General features: G+C 39.9%; 17 protein-coding genes. 15 read left to right on the plus strand and 2 right to left on the minus strand.

From position 1 onward, the window contains the following. Positions 1-26 precede the first annotated feature (26 nt). Entirely contained in the window at positions 27-1,418 is a 1,392-nt protein-coding gene (locus ACK2WI_RS08150) for a DUF6600 domain-containing protein (protein ID WP_409150324.1), read from the minus strand. A 218-nt stretch (positions 1,419-1,636) separates the two neighbouring features. On the opposite strand from ACK2WI_RS08150, the gene ACK2WI_RS08155 reads away from it, so the two are divergent. The 6 genes from ACK2WI_RS08155 (at position 1,637) to ACK2WI_RS08180 (ending at position 5,683) form a co-directional block, all read left to right on the plus strand. Further along, positions 1,637-2,395: an ABC transporter permease gene (locus ACK2WI_RS08155; RefSeq protein ID WP_093098864.1), complete on the plus strand. Its 759-nt coding sequence runs from the start codon at positions 1,637-1,639 to the stop codon at positions 2,393-2,395. A 6-nt stretch (positions 2,396-2,401) separates the two neighbouring features. Next, positions 2,402-3,178: an ABC transporter ATP-binding protein gene (locus ACK2WI_RS08160; protein ID WP_093098865.1), complete on the plus strand. Its 777-nt coding sequence runs from the start codon at positions 2,402-2,404 to the stop codon at positions 3,176-3,178. Between the two features lie 8 nt (positions 3,179-3,186). Then, entirely contained in the window at positions 3,187-4,179 is a 993-nt protein-coding gene (locus ACK2WI_RS08165) for an MlaD family protein (protein ID WP_409150325.1), read from the plus strand. Between the two features lie 71 nt (positions 4,180-4,250). Further along, positions 4,251-4,952, plus strand: coding sequence for an RluA family pseudouridine synthase (locus tag ACK2WI_RS08170; protein ID WP_093098868.1), 702 nt, complete (start codon positions 4,251-4,253; stop codon positions 4,950-4,952). Positions 4,953-4,993: 41 nt separating this feature from the next. Beyond that, a complete protein-coding gene (locus tag ACK2WI_RS08175) occupies positions 4,994-5,272 on the plus strand; it encodes a hypothetical protein (RefSeq protein ID WP_093099076.1) in 279 nt (92 codons plus the stop codon). A 102-nt stretch (positions 5,273-5,374) separates the two neighbouring features. Continuing rightward, complete coding sequence (locus ACK2WI_RS08180) at positions 5,375-5,683, plus strand: DUF983 domain-containing protein (protein WP_312697492.1); 309 nt, start codon at positions 5,375-5,377, stop codon at positions 5,681-5,683. Here ACK2WI_RS08180 and ACK2WI_RS08185 read toward each other — a convergent pair. Beyond that, a complete protein-coding gene (locus ACK2WI_RS08185) occupies positions 5,680-5,973 on the minus strand; it encodes a DUF4286 family protein (protein WP_093098871.1) in 294 nt (97 codons plus the stop codon). The genes ACK2WI_RS08180 and ACK2WI_RS08185 overlap by 4 nt on opposite strands. Positions 5,974-6,069: 96 nt before the next feature. Here ACK2WI_RS08185 and ACK2WI_RS08190 point away from each other — a divergent pair, with 96 nt between their 5' ends. From ACK2WI_RS08190 to ACK2WI_RS08230, 9 genes are all read left to right on the plus strand, one after another. Then, entirely contained in the window at positions 6,070-7,956 is a 1,887-nt protein-coding gene (locus ACK2WI_RS08190; RefSeq protein ID WP_409150326.1) for a prolyl oligopeptidase family serine peptidase, read from the plus strand. A 6-nt stretch (positions 7,957-7,962) separates the two neighbouring features. After that, positions 7,963-9,627, plus strand: coding sequence for a sensor histidine kinase (locus ACK2WI_RS08195; RefSeq protein ID WP_409150327.1), 1,665 nt, complete (start codon positions 7,963-7,965; stop codon positions 9,625-9,627). A 13-nt stretch (positions 9,628-9,640) separates the two neighbouring features. Then, positions 9,641-10,348, plus strand: coding sequence for a response regulator transcription factor (locus ACK2WI_RS08200; RefSeq protein WP_093098875.1), 708 nt, complete (start codon positions 9,641-9,643; stop codon positions 10,346-10,348). Positions 10,349-10,491: 143 nt separating this feature from the next. Further along, the gene (gene greA, locus ACK2WI_RS08205; protein ID WP_093098877.1) at positions 10,492-10,965 is read left to right on the plus strand and encodes a transcription elongation factor GreA; all 474 of its coding nucleotides are present in this window, start codon (positions 10,492-10,494) and stop codon (positions 10,963-10,965) included. Positions 10,966-11,439: 474 nt separating this feature from the next. Continuing rightward, positions 11,440-11,853, plus strand: coding sequence for an HIT family protein (locus tag ACK2WI_RS08210; protein WP_409150328.1), 414 nt, complete (start codon positions 11,440-11,442; stop codon positions 11,851-11,853). A gap of 26 nt (positions 11,854-11,879) precedes the next feature. Beyond that, positions 11,880-12,536 carry a VTT domain-containing protein gene (locus ACK2WI_RS08215; protein WP_312697486.1) on the plus strand — a complete coding sequence of 219 codons (657 nt, stop codon included), beginning with the start codon at positions 11,880-11,882 and terminating at the stop codon, positions 12,534-12,536. Positions 12,537-12,543: 7 nt separating this feature from the next. Further along, positions 12,544-13,086 carry an inorganic diphosphatase gene (locus ACK2WI_RS08220; protein WP_093098881.1) on the plus strand — a complete coding sequence of 181 codons (543 nt, stop codon included), beginning with the start codon at positions 12,544-12,546 and terminating at the stop codon, positions 13,084-13,086. Positions 13,087-13,127: 41 nt separating this feature from the next. Continuing rightward, on the plus strand, positions 13,128-13,712 hold the full coding sequence (locus ACK2WI_RS08225) for an inorganic diphosphatase (RefSeq protein ID WP_313367125.1): 585 nt from the start codon (positions 13,128-13,130) through the stop codon (positions 13,710-13,712). Then, positions 13,702-15,015, plus strand: a complete 1,314-nt coding sequence (locus ACK2WI_RS08230) for a hemolysin family protein (protein WP_093098883.1) — start codon at positions 13,702-13,704, stop codon at positions 15,013-15,015. The genes ACK2WI_RS08225 and ACK2WI_RS08230 overlap by 11 nt, the downstream gene beginning before the upstream one ends.

Consider the following 15,015-nt stretch of genomic DNA (forward strand, 5'->3'; position numbering starts at 1 on the left):
AAATTGTTTCAACTAAATATAAAAATTTATCCTCTGTTTCCTCTACCTGAACCACGTTCTGAACGTTGGTTTGATTGTGGTCTTGAAGAGGACCTAGATTCATGGTTTGAACTACGTTGTACAGAAGGACGACTTTGTGGTCTTTCTGAATTGCGTGTTTGAAATACTCTATTTTGCGACCTAGATTCTTGTTGCATTCTAGGTTGGCGTTGTTCTCGCTGTGGAGCCGATTGCCTTTGTTGGCTACGGTTCATCGATTCATTTCTAGTCGGTCTAGAGCTGCGATTCATCGATTCGTTTCTAGTCGGTCTAGAACTACGGTTCATCGATTCGTTTCTAGTCGATCTAGAGCTGCGGTTCATTGTTTCGTTTCTAGATGAAGAACGATCCATCGATACTTTTCCGCGAGAAGAAGGCTGACGGTCTCTGCTGTTCGTATTTCCCCTTTCTACTCTGCCAGAACGTGAATTATTGGTTGCTTCTCTATTGCTACGGTTTGAATTTCCGTTACCAATATGCATTTCACGTTGTCCGTTGGCATTTCTAGTGATTCTGTAATCTGAATTACTTCTTCCGCTTTGGCTACGTCCTGACCTGTTCTCTACGCGGTTTGCAGGAGATCTGTCAGAAGAACGTGCGTTACGGTTGTTTTCAAGACGGCCGCTTCTGCTGTTGGCAGCACGATCCGAACGATTGTTTCTGTCTGGACGGTACATCGATACAGAGCTGCGGCTAACCCGTGAAGCACCACGTCTGTTGTCAAAGTTTACATTTCTAACATCAACACGTCTACCGATGTGTCTTTCGATGTCTCTGCGTGCAGGACCTCCATAGTAACGGTTGTTGTTGACAATGTATGTATTGTTGATAATCGTTGTGTTATTATAAATGTTGCGACGACCATAAGACCAGTGTCTGTTCATATAGCGATCATAGATGCGTGTAGTTGGGATAAAAACCCATAAGTCTAGGGGAATACCAAGGCTTACGTTTACACTTATTCCCGGACGCATCGGTGCCCAACCATAGTAGCCACCACCACTACGCCAATCTACCCATGCTGGTCCCCATTCATAGCCTGGAACCCATGCCCAACCTCTATGCGGTCTGTGGATCCAACGACCATAGTGGAAAGGAGCCCAGCCCCAATCGTAATTCGATACCCATGTGTTACCATATTCAGTCATGGTCCAATAACCATTGGTACCATAAGGACGAAAATCATCGTCTTCATCAGGGTACCAGACATCGCCATATTCGTCATCATGATCCCAATCCCCGTAAGGATCCAGTTCTTCATGAAAAACATCGAAATCGACATCATCATATCCCTGCGCCGAAGCGGCATTTATGCTGAATAGCCCAAAGAGCATCATGATAAATGCGGTATATATTGTGGATGTTTTCAAATTTTTCATATGTAAACAATTTAATTTTTTACCATAATTTGTAGGTATGACCAGCGCTTTTGAGAAAAGGTTTAATTGTATAATTATTTTGTCAAACTTTTTTGCTCTTATTGATGTTTCTGCTAATATTGGATAGACTTTCCGAATGGATATTAAGAAATTTTGTACATTTGCCACAAAATATTTCCGAATTAGCAATTGGAAAAACACGTTAATACACATAGTTAATGGCTAAAAAAATTGAGTCCTTATTACTAGAATTTGCGAAGATCCACCGCTTCCTGATGCGTTTTTTTCGCGAAGTGGTGAGTCCGCCATACGAGTTTAAAGAGATCATTAGACAATGTTATGAGATCGGGTGGAAATCATTCCCATTGATTAGTTTAACGGGTTTTATTGTAGGATTTGTTTTTACAAAACAATCTCGACCTTCCTTAGAAGAATTTGGTGCCGCATCCTGGTTGCCAGCCTTAATCTCGATTGCCATCGTAAGGGCATTGGCCCCATTGGTAACGGCCCTTATTGCATCCGGTAAAGTAGGTTCCCAAATCGGGGCCGAATTAAGCTCCATGAATGTTACCGAACAGATCGATGCGATGGAAGTTTCAGGGACCAATCCGTTTAAGTTCTTAATTGTGAGTAGGATATTGGCCACAACTTTTATGATACCGGTTCTCTGTTTTTATGTAGCAGGTATTGGATTGGCAGGGGGGTATTTGAGTATTATTTCCAAAGATCAGTTGAGTATACTAAGCTTTATTACCCAGGTATTTGAAGCAATCGCTCCTAAAGATATTTTCGCCATGGTTTTCCGTGCTATTGTATTCGGATTTACCATTGGATTTGTCAGTACCTATGTGGGGTATTATTCTTCAAAAGGTACAGAGGGTGTAGGTAAAGCAGCAAACAGTGCCGTTGTGGCGTCCATGTTTATAGTGTTCATCGAGGAACTATTGATCGTTCAGGTTCTAGCTTTAATGGGATAATTGATTATGGAACAGAAAAAGCCAGTAAATATAAATTACGATGATGTAGTGATCAATGTGGAAGGGGTCAGTAAGTCCTTTGGTGATTTGCATGTCCTTCGCAATGTTGACCTACAACTCTATAATGGCGAAAACCTGGTGGTTCTAGGTAGATCGGGTACAGGTAAATCAGTATTGATTAAACTTATTTCCGGTTTATTGAAACCTGATAAGGGAGATATTACGGTACTTGGTGAAGTAGTGAACCAATTGAACGAAAAGGAATTACGAGACTTGCGTTTGAAAATTGGATTCTCTTTCCAAAATAGTGCACTTTATGATAGTATGACGGTACGTGAAAACCTGGAGTTCCCATTGGTCAGAAACAAAAGGAACTTGACTAGGGCAGAGATCGACCGTGAAGTCGAGGATGTATTGGATGGAGTGGGCCTATTGAGGACCATCAATCAAATGCCTTCCGAACTATCCGGTGGACAAAGAAAACGTATCGGTATTGCACGAACTTTGATTTTAAGACCTGATATCATGATGTATGATGAACCAACAGCAGGATTGGATCCTTTGACTTGTTTGGATATCAATACCCTGATCAATGAGGTTCAAGAACGATATAAGACTTCTTCTATTATTATTACACACGATTTGGCCTGCGCAAAAATGGTAGGCGATAGAGTCGCCATGCTTTTGGATGGCAAATTTGAACGGGTGGGTAAATTCTCTGAGATTTTTGATACAGATGATGAGAGAGTGAAACCTTTTTATGATTATAATTTTATAGTATAGCAAGATATATGGCAACATCAGAGAGAAAACGATCAATAATTGTAGGATTGTTTACCTTCATCGGATTAATCATTTTGGTTGCAGGGATTTTGGTCATTGGAACACAACAGAACAAATTCTCTAAAAACCTGACGGTAACCACTTACTTCAAAGATGTAAAAGGTTTGAAAGTCGGAAATAATGTTTGGTTTTCAGGTGTTAAGGTGGGGATTATCAAAGAAATCAGCTTTGAAAGTGTGGAGAATGTTCGTGTAGTCATGAACGTTGAAGAGAAATCCAGCAAATTTATCCGAAAAGACGTTATCGCAACATTGAGTTCCGATGGTTTGATCGGTAATGCTATTATCAGTTTGGTGGGTGGTACAGAAACCTTTCCACAGATCGAAAATGGTGATGAAATCAAATCAGGTGTTTCAGGTGGAATGGACGCTATGTTGGCTACCCTACAGGTGAACAACGAAAACTTAGTGGAAATAACCAAAAACTTTGCTGCACTATCTAAAAACCTGCTTGAAGGTAAGGGTGCTGTTGGGGCTATGATGACTGATGAGACCATTGCAAACAACTTGAAACAATCTGTTTCTTCGTTGAATGGTACCATGACCCAGGCAAACCAAGCGGTTAACAACTTGGTTGTATTAACCAAAAAGTTGAACAGTAACCAAGGTTTGATCCACGAATTATCTACAGATACTGCTGTATTTGCTAGTCTAAGAGAGTCTGCTGCACAATTGCAAGGTGTCACTCAAACGGCAACTGCATTGATGGCAAACTTAAATCAGACTTCAGAACGCTTAAACGACAAGGACAATGCAATCGGTGTATTGACCAATGATCCTGAGGCAGCAAATGAAATTAAAAAGATTCTAAGGAATCTAAACCTGAGCACGGAAAAGTTGGATGAAAACATGGAAGCATTACAAAGCAACTTCCTGTTGAGAGGTTTCTTTAAGAAAAAAGCAAAAGAAGAAGCAGCCGCAGCTCAAGATTCAATTAAATAATTAAAGAATTTGATCGTCAAAAAGTATAGAAAAGCGTCTGCCAAAGACGCTTTTTATATTTAATCATTGATATGGGAATTACAGAAAAAGATGTTCTTTTCGAAGACAACCATTTCATCGCCATCAATAAACGTGGGGGTGATATCGTCCAGGTGGATGTATCTGGAGATCCTTCTATGGAGGACATGGTCAAACAGTTTTTGGCAAAGAAATACAATAAACCAAATGAGGCTTTTTTAGGGGTTATCCATCGCTTGGATAGACCAGTAAGTGGCATGATCCTCTTTGCCAAAACCAGTAAGGGTTTGGACCGAATGAACCGATTGTTCCATGATCGAAAGGTGGAAAAAACCTACCTAGCCCTGGTTCGTGAAAAACCGGCGCATCCCAAAGGAACTTTGAAAAACTGGTTGTTGCGCGACCGAAAAAAGATGATTACCAAAGCTTATGATCGTGAGGTAAAGAATGGAAGTTATGCCGAACTTAATTATGAAGTGGTTGGAACCCTGGATGGTTATTATTTGCTAAAGGTTAATCCTTTGACGGGTCGTACCCATCAGATCCGCAGCCAACTCGCATACATGGGTTGTCCTATCGTTGGAGACAATAAATATGGTTATCAACGTGGAAGCCACAGAAGGACTATTTGCCTGCATTCAAGATCATTGAGTTTCGTGCATCCCATCAAGGATGAACCGATGATCATTAAGGCTCCATTGCCTGAGGATGGCTTCTGGGAGAAATTTAATGTCCTGATTAAGGGAAACATATAAGAAATTTGGGATAATAACGTTAACTTTGCAATATGAGTTTCATGCAAAAGTTCAGAATAGGTCTAATTGCTAGTTTGCTAAGTATTACCCTGTTGGCTGTGCCAACTGCGAGTTCAGCTCAATGTGCCATGTGTACCTTGAATGCTGAAAACAGTACACAGGAAGGTAATACCCAAGGTAAGGGCTTAAATGATGGGATTTTGTTTTTATTAGCAATGCCATTTATGATTGCTGCTGGTGTGGGTTTCTTATGGTATAAGAAATTCAGGAATACCGGCTCAGCAAATTCATTGAATATGGTTAAACAGGTGGAAGAATAAGGAATGATTTCTAAATTTCAAGCTGTTTGCCAAAGTAAATGTCCCAAGTGTAGAACTGGGAATATGTATAGTGGATCTGCCTATGGTCTATCTAAACAAAAAATGCATGAGTTTTGTCCACATTGTGGATTTAAATTCGAGATAGAACCAGGCTATTTCTATGCAGCCATGTATGTGAGCTATGCTTTTTCGGTAGGCGAAGTATTAATGCTGGCCTTGCTGACAGCTTATTTCACAGGTAGCGAATCTCCATGGACCTATATCATTGTCCTCTTTAGTGCGATCGTGATCTTCGCACCGTTCAATTATCGTTATTCACGTTTGGTTTTACTGCACTATCTTTCTCCGAAGGTATCCTTCGACCCTAAATTGTATGGGGATAGAAAAAATAGTGCAAACCTAAAGGGCTAATTATGGGGGATGTATTGCATGATGCTATCAAACAGAAATGCCTTTTCTACATGATGCCTGCTAATATATTCCTGAAGCCGCTGAATAACCTGCTCTTTAATCCTCTCAATTTCTTCTTCATTGTTCAATACTACCTGAAGGCAATAGGTTTGCCCTTCATGTGGCGAATGGAGCATTTTGAGGAGTTTAATGGCAAATTCAGGATTCTCATTTAATAGACCTTTGGTCCAAGAAATTACTTCCTGATGGATGGAATCTTCGATGATAATTGAAACGTTGTATAGAAACATATAAATCTAAGCTTGATTGAAGCTGTAAAATTAAGGTTGCAAAAGGAACTTTACGGTATTTTTTTATAATATTTGATTAGAGGCTAAAAAAATAGAATGAATTTAAATTACTTGTTCTCTGTTCTACTTATCATGTTAGTTTTCGTTTCATGTAAGCAAGAACAGGGTGGTCAGTTCCATGTGCCAATCGAGGACTTTTTCGTTAAGCCAGAAAGAACCTCTTTTAAACTGTCTCCCGATGGAAGCAAAGTAGCTTATCTGGGGGTGCATGACCATTGCAAGAATATCTTCATTCTCGACCTTGAAGAACCAGATTCTTCCAAGCAATTGACCTATCAAGTCAATTTGAACGTCCAAAGCTTTTTCTGGCTGGACAATAAACGCATTATTTTTTCTAATACCCAGTCACCGACGGATAGTTTGAGGATGTTCCAGATCGATGTGAAAACCGAAAAAAGACAGGCCCTTTTTTCGCCTGAAAAGTCCAGGTTGCGTTGGGTTTACCCGATTGTTGAGAAGGATAATAGCATAATGGCTGGATTGAACCTGCGTGATTCGTCCCTGTTTGATCTCTATCGGATTTATCTGGACGGAAGAAAGCCGCAATTGGTGCAGCATAACCCGGGGAATGTCGTGAGCTGGATTGGCGCACCGGATGGTGTGGTTAGAATGGCACTGACCAGTGATAGCGTACAGGAGTCATTATTGTACCGAAAAAATGACGGACTGCCTTTCAAAGAGGTCATGAAAAATGATTTCGAAACGATTTTTGTGCCGCTAGGTTTCGTGAAGAATTCTGATAAAAATGTTTATGCCCTATCAAATCAGAACAGAGATAAGATGGCATTGGTGGAGTTTGATGCTGAAAATGGCAAAGAAGTTCGCAATATCTATGAAAACAAACTTGGTGACCTTGGGGTAGAGGGCTACTCTGCCAATTTGCAGGAAATGCTCTATACCACATCCTTCATCGATAAGTTTAAGAAAAACATCTTTAACCCTACCTACGAGCAGGTCTATAAAAAGCTGAAAAAGAAGTTTAAGGATTCTGAGATCGGATTCTTGGATAGCGACAGCAGCCTGACCGGCTTTGTGGTCCGTGTGTATAGCGATATACATCCCGGCGAGACCTACTATTACAATAAAGAGAAAGACGATATACAGCTCTTGAATGAAGAGAATCCTAAACTGAAGGATTTGGAGTTCAATCAAATGGAAGAAGTGGAGTTCCTGTCCAGAGATAACAAGAATATCCATGCCTATATTACCTATCCTAAAAATAAAAGAAAGAACAGTCCAGTGGTTGTATTGGTCCATGATGGGCCTAACAGAAGATCGGAATGGGGATTTGATCCCGAAGTTCAGTTCCTTGCCAATCGTGGTTACACGGTCTTCCAAGTAAATTACCGAGGATCGGTTGGATATGGAAAGGACTTTTGGACCTCTGGTTTTAAGGAATGGGGCGGAAAAATCCAATCTGATATTACGGATGGTGTCGCTTGGTTAATCCATCAGGGGATTGCCGATAAGGAAAAGATTGCCATCATGGGGACAGGCTTTGGAGGATATTCAGCTCTTTATGCTGCTGCATTTAACCCTTCTTTGTATAAATGTGCCATCTCCTCTTCGGGATACAGTAATTTATTTACTTATTTCAGGGAGATCCCTCCACATCTAAAACATTACGTACAATTATTCTATAGAATTATCGGGAATCCCGAAACAGAACCAGAATTGTTTCAGGCAATTTCACCAATTTTCCACGCTGACAAGGTGCGGATTCCCATCCTATTTTTCCAAGGAGGAAAAGATAAATACAGTTCAGTTACCGATGCTAATCAATTTGTTGGTAAATTGAAGGGCAATGAAGTTCCAGTTCGTTATATCTTTAAGAAAGAAGAAAGCAAAAGATTCAGGAACGAAGAGAATATTGTCGAATATTATCAGGAGATAGAGAAATTCCTTGCAGTGTACCTGAAGTAATCACACATGGTGAAAAGAGCAAGTAAATACAGGAAAAACATTGGTTTGTTGATTGCCTTTTTGGCCTTTTTGACGGTCCTATATATCATTTCAGTTTTCTTGGCGAGGACGATGATGTCCAACTTTGTGGAATCTGAATTTTACAACCGAAAAGTCGATGTCTTTGATGCGACCCTAAAACCCTTCAACAGCTTTTACAACAACGATATCTCCGAGGTTTCCAATTATCAGGGATACCTTGACTCCATACATGCCAGTAATTATTCTGAAAAGGTATTGCGCAAAAACCCTTTTATAGATGAGGTGGTCTTTTATGATGTGCTGTTCACCAATCAAAACCCAACGGTTCGCGGTGTACGCTTTCAGAACCTATTGACCTATCCCAGGTCGATCTTTTCCTATAGATTGGATAAAGAGAATAAATTGGTCAAAGCCTCTGTTTCATCCGTAGAAAATAGACCCAATTCCAATGATTTCAATAATATGGCCATTAAAATGGTAAATTTCTTGGACGTCTTGGATGATTCTACCTCATTGAGTGAAAATGATATCTATAGGATCTTTTACAACACGGTCCCTGGAAAAATTACCTATCTGAACATTCCACGTGTCAATACCCTGCGCGCCTATAAATCTATGATGGATGACACCACAGCAATGACTGCACCGGTGGCCTTTGATCAAGATTTATTTGTCTATAAGGTTAATCCACAAAAGATAAAAATAGTCAATAACCAAAAGAGGCTGTATGAATCCATTCGGATCAAGGCGATCGCCGATCCGAATGTAATGGAAGAAGAAGCCTTTCTTTCCACTGATATGCCTTTGCCAGGTGCCTTAGCCGACTATAAGCTGCAATTTGATTCATCGGAACATTTTTTGAGAGGAGAGATTAATAGAAGATTTTTTCCTGTTGTATTGGGCGTTTCCTTATTATATTTAATTTTGTTATTGATTATTTATTTGATTTATAGGAATATCTCCATCAATAGTAGGTTGTTTCAATTGCAATATGACTTTATCAACAACCTTACGCATGAGTTTAAGACACCTGTGAGCGTGATCAAGATTGCGGGGAACAATATTCGGAGTGCGGAGAAAATAAGTGATCAAGAGCGAGCGATGTATGGAAAGATCCTGGATCAGGAGGCTGACAAATTAAATAATTTAATGAATAAGTTGCTGTCTTTCACACAGATAGAGAATAAATCATTAAAATTTAAAGGAGAATACATTGATTTGAACAGTTTTTGCGAGGAAGTATTTGCTGGAACGCGTATTAAATATCCCGATCTGAACCTGACGCATCACATTGATGTGGATAGCAAAATGCATACAGATCCGGTTTTATTGAATTCCGTGTTCCAGAATTTAATTGATAATGCATACAAATATTCAGAAGTTTCAAGAAAATTTATTGATATTAGTGTGCAACAATCTAAAAAGCACTTTATCATGAAGTTTAGTGATAAAGGAATTGGGATAAACAAAAATGAACTTAAAAACATATTTAAGAAATTTTATAGAGTAAAGAATCAGTTCAATCAAGGTGGGAGTGTTGGGCTAGGATTGGCATTTTGCAAAGAGATTACCGAATTTATGGGTGGAGAGATCAAAGTCAGTAGTGTGGAGGGAGAAGGGACGACATTTACTTTGAGTTTTCCTAAATAATGTTTAGAATACTATGAATAAAGATATAACTATTGCCGTTGTAGAGGATGATGATAACTTAAGGTTCTTGGTTAGTCACCGTCTACAGACCGAAAATTTTCAAGTAATTCAATGCAGTGACGGCTTGGAGGCTGAGAAAATCATCTTAGACCAAAAGCCGGATATCGTTCTATTGGATTGGATGTTGCCAGGAAAGGAAGGGATAGATGTATGTGAGTCCGTAAGAAAGTCTGGGTTTGAGAACATCATTATCATGATGACCGCCAAATCCCAAGATATCGATAAAATTGATGCATATAGCTACGGAGTGACCGATTATATCACTAAACCATTCAATATGGATGTATTAGTGGCGATGATTGAGAATAAAGTACGCTTTTTTGTGCCTAAAACCCAAAACGAGGTTTACCATTTCGGTGACACCGAACATCACCCCAATGTACATTCGCTGATCAGAGATGGTAAGAAAATCGAGCTTACTATCCTTGAAAACCGTATCCTGTTGCACTTCTTGCAAAACAAGGGCAGAGATATCACCCGCGAAGAATTGATGGAGGTGGTATGGGGCTATAGTTCCAACGTGAATACCCGTACATTGGACATGCACGTTGTGCGCTTGAGAAAGAAAATTGAAACCAATCCCGACAAACCTCACTACTTACAAACCGTTAGAGGATTGGGCTATAGATTCATCAATGAAGAGACTGATGATGTAAGTTAGATATTTGTTTTATTAAATTTAATTATATAACTTCGTCAGAAGAGCAAGACCATGTTGTCCTATTAGCGGATAGTGTGGTCTTGTCTTTTTTTTGTTTATTAAAATATTAGAAAACTATAAAAACAGGGTAAAAGGTACATATTATGGCAGAAGTAACTTATTACACAGAAGAAGGATTAACAAAGCTTAGAGAAGAGCTTCAATACCTAAAAACAGAAGGTCGTTCGAACATCGCTAAAGCAATTGCTGAAGCAAGAGATAAGGGAGACCTTTCGGAGAATGCTGAATACGATGCCGCTAAGGAAGCTCAGGGTCTACATGAAGCCAAGATTGCTAAACTAGAAGAAGTTTTGGCATCAGCAAGGATCATCGATGAGTCGAGCTTGGATACCTCCAAGGTATTGGCGTTGTCTTACGTAAAGATAAAGAATAAGAAAAATGGAGCAGTCATGTCTTACCAATTGGTTTCGGAAACAGAAGCTGATTTAAAGGCAGGAAAGATTTCTGTTAAATCACCGATCGCTCAAGGTCTACTAGGACTCCAGGTTGGTGATATAGCAACGGTTGAAGTTCCAGCAGGACAACTTGAATTAGAAGTTCTGGAGATTTCAAGATAATGAAATAAAGGTTATGTGCGGTGATGCCATAACCGCACTTTTCTTAAAATTTACAGCCCCGATCTCTCGGGGCTTTTTTGTGCCATTATATTCCGCAAGGCGTTTTTTCTAACCTTTCCATAATAATTATATCCTTTTGATTTTTGGCTGTTGCTTCGGGAATGGCTTTGCTCTCATTCGAGGCATATTCGGGAATTTCAATATATGCCTCGAATAAGGATAAGCTGGCGTAGCCATAAAACTTGCTTGGGCTTGACTCGGAATGGTCGGTTTTGAGAAAATAGTATCTTCCTATTTGAGTGGAGAAAATAGGGGGTATTAATGGGTTTTTTGTCCTATTTGTAGTTATTTTATTGTTAAGAAATCAATAAATGTCACATTGAAGTTAAATCTTATGCTTCTAGAGGGCTGAATGTCTGTTCATATGTGCACAAAATTATTATCTTTGTTACTCACGAAATTGAACTATAGTTTATGTCAACCATATTCGCTAAAATCGTTGCAGGAGAGATTCCTGCCTATAAAGTTGCTGAGAGCAATGATTACTTAGCTTTTTTAGATATAAATCCACTAACTGAAGGACATGTCTTAGTTATTCCGAAGAAAGAAACAGACTATATCTTTGACATCAACGACGAGGAATATATGGGGATGTGGGTTTTTGCCAAGATTGTTGCCCAAGGGATCAAGCAGGCATTTCCATGTCAGAAGGTAGGAGTAGCTGTAGTTGGTCTAGAAGTTGCCCATGCGCATATTCATTTGATTCCATTGAACCATGTGCACGACATGAACTTTGAGCGACCAAAGTTGAAGCTTTCTGAGGATAGCTTGAACGCTATAGCGGACACAATTCGTGATGCAATTTCAACGATAACAAACCCAGCTTAATTCCAAAGCGGGAAATATAATTTACTATGCAAGAATACTTGTTGTCTTTTCAACAATTGCTAGATGCTGAATATCTCTTAAGTCACGGTGGATTCTACATCGTCTGTCTTATAGTTTTTGCCGAAACCGGTCTTTTCTTTGGATTTTTTCTCCCAGGGGATTATTTGTTGTTTTTAGCGGGGCTGTTTTGTGCGCTGGATAAAATCGATGTGGACATTGTTACATTGTATTTTGGTATTTTATCCGCCGGTATACTCGGTAATTTTGCCGGTTATTGGTTTGGGCATCGAACGGGTCCAATGCTCTTTAAACGGAAGGATTCCATACTTTTCAAGCGGAAATATGTGATCATGGCCGAGGAGTTTTTCCAGAAATATGGTGGTACGGCATTAATAATTGGACGATTTGTACCTATTATTCGTACATTTGCACCCATCTTTGCAGGTGTAGTACAGCTGAACTTCAGGAAGTTCGTGCTGTTCAATGTGCTGGGAGCCCTGTTGTGGGTGTCATTATTGACCCTATCAGGCTATTATTTAGGTATAGAATTCCCGTGGATCATCGATTATGTAGAGTATATCATCGTCGCCTTGATCGTCATCGCATTCCTACCTATCGCGATTGCTCTGTTGAAAAAGTGGCTTAAGAATAGAAAAACGAAAAACGAAATAAACAAACAGTAATTATTTAATGAGTACACAACATCCTTGGCATCAAGTGTCTCCTGGTGAGGACTTGCCTAACTCCGTAAATGCCATTATCGAAATTCCTAAAGGTTCTAAAGCGAAATATGAGATCGACAAAGACAGTGGTTTGATCAAATTGGACCGTGTATTGTTTTCTTCTGTAATGTATCCAGCTAACTATGGTTTCATTCCACAGACATATTGCGATGATAAAGATCCGTTGGACATTTTAGTTTTATGCTCAGTTGATGTTTACCCAATGTGTATGATCGAAGCTAAAGTTGTAGGTGTGATGCACATGATCGACAATGGTGAACAAGACGACAAAATCATTGCCGTTGCCAAACACGATATGTCTGTAAACTACATCAACGACTTATCAGAACTTCCTCCGCACACGATGAAGGAAATCGTTCGTTTCTTCCAAGATTATAAAACCCTAGAGGGTAAGAATGTGACCATTGAGAATCTTTATGGCCGTGCTTATGCTCAGAACATTATCATGGAAAGTATCGAACTTTACAATAAAGAAATTAGGACTAAGTAACCATTTTCATGGACCTCTCAATTTTATTGTCGCTGTTCTTGATGTTTTCCAGCCTACTCGGGCTAGGTCAGGAGCAGCACCCATGGCACCAGGTTTCCCCAGGAAAGGATGCGCCAAGTACTGTTACAGCAGTAATTGAAATCCCCAAAGGTAGCCGGGGCAAATATGAAATTGATAAGGCTTCTGGAATGATCAAGTTGGATAGGGTATTGCATTCTTCAATGGTGTATCCTAGCAACTATGGTTTTATTCCACAAAGTTACTGTGGCGACAAAGATCCACTGGATATACTTGTGTTATGTTCAGTGGATCTTGTTCCTGCGTCCCTAGTGGATGCAAAAGTAATCGGTGTGATGGGCATGACGGATTCCGGTGAACAGGATGATAAGATTATTGCCGTAGCGAAAAACGATATGGCCTATAACTACATCAATGATATTTCGGAGCTTCCGCCTCATACCATGAAAGAAATCGTGCAGTTTTTCCAGGAGTATAAAAACCTGGAAGGTAAAAAAGTTATTATTAATAAAATTAGTGGAAGAGCTATCGCTCAAAATGTTATATTAGAGAGTTTAGAATTGTACAAGAAAGAATTCGCTAATAAAAACCTAAATCATGGCAATTGATATTTTTTGGACTATCTTTTTAGTGCTGGCAAATGGTTTTTTCGTTGCAGCTGAATTCGCTATTGTCAAGGTTCGAGCCTCTCAGATTGAGCTACAGGCTAAATCGGGCAGCAAAGTTGCCAAGATGGCCAAGAGCATTACCGATCATTTGGACGGTTACCTAGCTGCTACCCAATTGGGTATTACCTTGGCTTCCCTAGCCTTAGGTTGGGTCGGTGAAGCCGTCATGACGCAGATCGTACACCAGATCTTCGGATTTTTTAACGTTGAACTTACCGGTAAATTAGCGACTAACCTAGGCCATGTCCTAGCGTTCAGTATCATTACCTTTTTACATATTGTTTTTGGGGAGTTGGCTCCTAAGTCCATCGCGATCCAAAAACCTGTGGCAACCACAATGAAAGTGGCTGTGCCGCTTCAATTCTTCTATTACATCTTCCGACCGATCATTTGGTTGTTGAACGGTTTCGCCAATTTCCTGTTGAAATTGATCGGGATCCAAGTGAGTGCCCATGAAGCTAGCCATTCATCCGAAGAACTCCAATACCTATTGGAGAAAGGAAAGGAGAGTGGTGCCTTGAACAATGCTGAACATGAGCTGATCAAGAACGTCTTTGATTTCAATGAGCGTATCGTCAAGAACATTATGGTGCCTCGTACCAAGATCGTAGCAGTAGACAAGGATGATACCGCAGAGGAGTTTATCAATACGGTAACGGAAGAGGGATATTCCCGTATTCCGATCTATGATGATAATATTGACCAGATCATTGGTGTTGTCCATACCAAAGACATCTTACCGCTTATTGTAAAGGGTAAAGATGTGGTATTGAAGAACATCATGCGTAAGCCATATTTTATTCCTGAGACCAAAAAGATCAACGACTTGATGACGGAGTTCCAATTGAAACGGATCCAGATTGCTTTTGTCCTTGATGAATTTGGAGGAACGGCTGGTATGGTTACGCTTGAAGATATCGTGGAAGAATTGGTCGGAGAGATCCAGGATGAGTACGATGAGGAAACTCCAGTAGTTGAGCAGATTTCTGAAACTGAATTTATGGTGGACGCTGGTGCCAGTGTACATGATGCCAACGGCCATTTGCCATTGGAATTACCTGAGAGTTCAGATTATGATACGATTGCTGGTTTGGTTTCGCATCTCTTTGAGAAGATTCCAGATGTTGGCGATAGCACGGAACAATTGGGTTACCGTTTTACCATCATCAAGAAGACCCAACAGAACATTGAATTTGTAAAATTGGACCTTGTCGAAACTCCAAACGATGAGGACGAAGAATAA

The organism is Sphingobacterium sp. BS-2, from assembly GCF_046161205.1.
GTDB lineage: Bacteria > Bacteroidota > Bacteroidia > Sphingobacteriales > Sphingobacteriaceae > Sphingobacterium > Sphingobacterium mizutaii.